General features: G+C 35.0%; 4 protein-coding genes. All 4 read left to right on the top strand.

Annotated features, from left to right (window positions below):
• Nucleotides 1–258: 258 nt before the first annotated feature.
• Nucleotides 259–1,032 (top strand): DeoR/GlpR family DNA-binding transcription regulator, encoded by a 774-nt coding sequence (locus tag NYQ66_RS10640; protein ID WP_259869361.1) that lies wholly within the window; start codon nt 259–261, stop codon nt 1,030–1,032.
• A gap of 55 nt (nt 1,033–1,087) precedes the next feature.
• On the top strand, nt 1,088–1,399 hold the full coding sequence (locus NYQ66_RS10635; protein WP_259869359.1) for an NIPSNAP family protein: 312 nt from the start codon (nt 1,088–1,090) through the stop codon (nt 1,397–1,399).
• A gap of 63 nt (nt 1,400–1,462) precedes the next feature.
• Nucleotides 1,463–2,125, top strand: coding sequence for a YdcF family protein (locus tag NYQ66_RS10630; RefSeq protein WP_259869358.1), 663 nt, complete (start codon nt 1,463–1,465; stop codon nt 2,123–2,125).
• A 173-nt stretch (nt 2,126–2,298) separates the two neighbouring features.
• Nucleotides 2,299–3,461, top strand: a protein-coding gene (locus tag NYQ66_RS10625) for an IS3 family transposase (RefSeq protein ID WP_259867866.1) whose coding sequence is annotated in 2 segments (ribosomal slippage) — nt 2,299–2,581 and nt 2,581–3,461 — 1,164 coding nt in all. Because the reading frame shifts where the segments join, the coding sequence is not laid out codon by codon here.
• Nucleotides 3,462–3,497: the final 36 nt, after the last annotated feature.

Below are 3,497 nucleotides of genomic sequence, written 5' to 3'. Positions count from 1 at the left end.
GATCTAAAATTGAGTCGCTTTTTATTTGCAAATTTATATCTATTTCTATTTTAGTGCTGACTAGATTGTTGATAGAGAGTGCAGTTTTATTCTGTTTTATGAAAACATCTTAAAACAAGAACAAAAACGTGAATAAAAATGAACAAAAACGCAATATTTTGATTGAAAAAAGAATAAAAATGAATATACTATAACTATATAAGTGTTTTAAAGCTAATTAAAAAGGAGAGATGGAGTATGTCACAGGAGGACTTAGGAATTTTTGCAGAAGAACGTCGTAAGCAAATTTTTGAATTATTAAACAAAGAAAACAGAGTGGTTGCTAAGGAGTTGGCCGAAAAATTTAAAGTTTCAATTGATTCAATTAGAAGAGATTTTACAATAATGGAGAAACAAGGATTACTAAAAAAGACACACGGTGGAGCAATACCTGGTACGAAGGTTAGAACACCGCCTTTATCACCAGACAAACGATTCGGTGAAGGATCTCAACAAGGCAACGCAGTCGCAAAACTGGCAGCATCTTATATTCGAAATAACGATACTGTTTTTATTGGAGGAGCTTCAATATCCTTTGTATTATTGAAATATTTGCCAGATCAAATGCCTCTTACCATCGTTACAAATTCAATTCGAGTAGCCGATTTACTAAAGGAGAGAGCTTGGATAGATACCTACTTAATTGGAGGTAAGGTGAAGAATTCTGGCAATATGACAGATGTTCTAGCCAACGAATTGGTTCGTCAATTTAAGTTTGACATTAGTTTCTCAACAGGTGGAGGGATTTCTGATGAAGGGATATTTGTTGCAACCCCAGAAGTTGGAGCCTTTGGGAGAGCGGTTTCAGAAGTAAGTCGTCGCCGTATTGGAATAACTACTCATCATTCTTTAGGAAATGATGGTTTTGCAAAGGCAGGAAGAATTGAAGATTTAGATCTTTTAATTACGGATTGGGATGCAGATCCAGAAGCTGTTGAACGAATTGAATCCCTTGGAGTTAAAGTAATTGTGGCTCGGAAGGGTCAAGAATAAACTAACCATTGAAACTAGAACAAAATTTAAAATCATTCAATAAGGAGGTGTAATTTTGATTTATAGAATTCGAACATATAAGATCGATCCAACAAAATACAATACATTTACTGACTTTTTTCATAAATACTTACTACCTAATCAGAAAACATTTGGATCTAAACTAATTGGAAGATGGGTTAACGAAAAGCAAAATCAAATAATGGCTATATGGGAATACGAAAGCAAAGAGCATTACGAAGAAATTGAGAAGAAAATAAAGAAAACTCCGTTACATTTAGTAGCCCAAAAAAGAAAAGAAGACTTGGGTAACCTTTACATCGAAACTACCCAAACTTTTTGGAACTCAAAAGGAAATTATAATTGATTTAAAAAGAGGAAATTCAAAATTTCTTGTTAATAAAACTTTAAATAATTTTAGGAGGAAGAAATGAAACCAATAATTCCAAAAGAAACTCAAGTTCCTAATTTAACTTCTCGTCAAATAGAGGAATTAACAAATATAATTTTTCTACCAGCAATTGAAGTTCCATCTTGTGACGCGATCTTTGTGTTTGCAGGGACTCATCCAGGTCATTGGGAAAAGCCGATAGAAGCGTACAAAAAGGGTTATTGCCAAAAGCTCATCGTCACAGGGGGAGTTAGTCCCACAGGTGTTAAACATCCAGATTGGAAAGATAGAAATCAACCAGAAGCTGATGTAATCGTTTCTAAATTGTTAGAAAGTGGTATCAAGCAAGAAGATATTGTATTTGAAAATAGGTCTCGAAACACGTTGGAAAACGTACTCCTTGCTAAAGAAGTATTTGACTTTTCATCACTAGAAAGTTTGTTGTTTGTTTGTAAAAATCACGCAGCTGGAAGACAATATCGAACATTGGCACAACATATTCCCAATAAAATAAGTTATATCCCTTTTGGTTTTGATGCCGAATATAGAGGATGCACGGTGTCAAGAGATAATTGGATGAAAACTGAAATAGGAAGAGCAAGGGTTTTGGGTGAATATTTTCGAATTCTTCATTATGGCAAAATCGGACATATATTGCCTCTCGAAACAGAAGTTGAGGATCTTGAAGAGTTTTCAGCATAATGCTTCTATGGCTAGCCTATGTATAAGTTTGGGAAATGATTTACTTAAAGTAAAGGGGTCTATTGTGCAACAAAAGGACCGTCATATATGGAGTGACCTAACTAAATGAGACAGAGGAAAAAGCACCCCCTGAGTCGTATATAAATTAAACGACTACTGGAGGTGCTTTTCTCATGGGAGAAAATAAAAATGTTTATTCTGAAGAGGTTAAAAGGAAAGTCATTGAAATGAAGTTGTCTAAAAAATATACCAATAAACAGATTATGGAGAAGTGCGGTATACGTAACGTTAGTCAAATCAAAAGATGGATGAAATGGTTTCGTGATGGGGAGGAACACCGACTGTCGCAACCCATTGGTAAACAATATTCCTTTGGGAAAGGTCCTGAGGAGCTAAGTGAAATAGACCAATTAAAACGGCAAGTTAAGCATCTAAAAATTAAAAATGAAATCTTAAAAAAGTACCAGGAAATCGAAGGGAGTTGGTACCAGAAGTAGTAATAGAGCTAGTGGAGTCATTAAAGGAAGTTTATGCGGTATCGATGATATGTGATTGTATTGGAGTCCCTAGATCTACTTACTATCGTTGGCTTCAAAAGTCATGGGAACCGACTGAGCTAGAACAACAAATAATCGATATTTGTAAAACCCTAAAATACAGAGTTGGACATAGAATGGTTAAAAAAATATTAAAAGAGGATCATCATATTTCTGTAAATAGGTTAACTGTGCAAAGAATCATGCAAAAATACAACATCCAATGTCGAGTCAAACCTAAAAGAAAATCAAAAATTGCTGGTGAAAGTAAATGTATCGTTCCAAATTTGTTGGAACAGAATTTTAAAGCAGATAGACCTAACCAAAAGTGGGTTACAGATATAACATACTTGAATTTTGGAGAGTCAACGATGTATTTATCATCCATCATGGATTTGTACAATAATGAAATTGTTGCTTATCGAGTTAGTCATAACCAAGAAGTAGATCTAGTGCTAGAAACATTGAAAGCAGCTTGTAATGGGCGAGAAACGAAAGGACTGATACTTCACAGTGACCAGGGATCGCAATACACTTCGTATGCTTTTCAAGAGTTAGCTGAAGAAAAAGGCATTATCACAAGCATGTCCCGCAAAGGCAATTGCTTTGATAATGCCGTCATTGAATCCTTCCACTCCACCATAAAGTCGGAAGAATTCTACACACACCAAAAGGCGCGTCTTACAAACTCTATTGTACTAGAAAAAGTCGAATCTTACATGTATTATTACAACTATATACGACCGTTTTCAAAATTAAACTGCCTTTCCCCTGTTCAATTCAGGGCAAAGGCAGCATAGGTGCTTTTTCTTGTCTCATATTACTAGGTCAGTTCA

The sequence above is a fragment of the Aquibacillus koreensis genome (assembly GCF_025154055.1).
GTDB classification, from domain to species: domain Bacteria; phylum Bacillota; class Bacilli; order Bacillales; family Amphibacillaceae; genus Aquibacillus_C; species Aquibacillus_C koreensis.
Note: the sequence above shows the minus strand (reverse complement) of the source record. Positions and strands in the feature narration are given on the sequence as shown.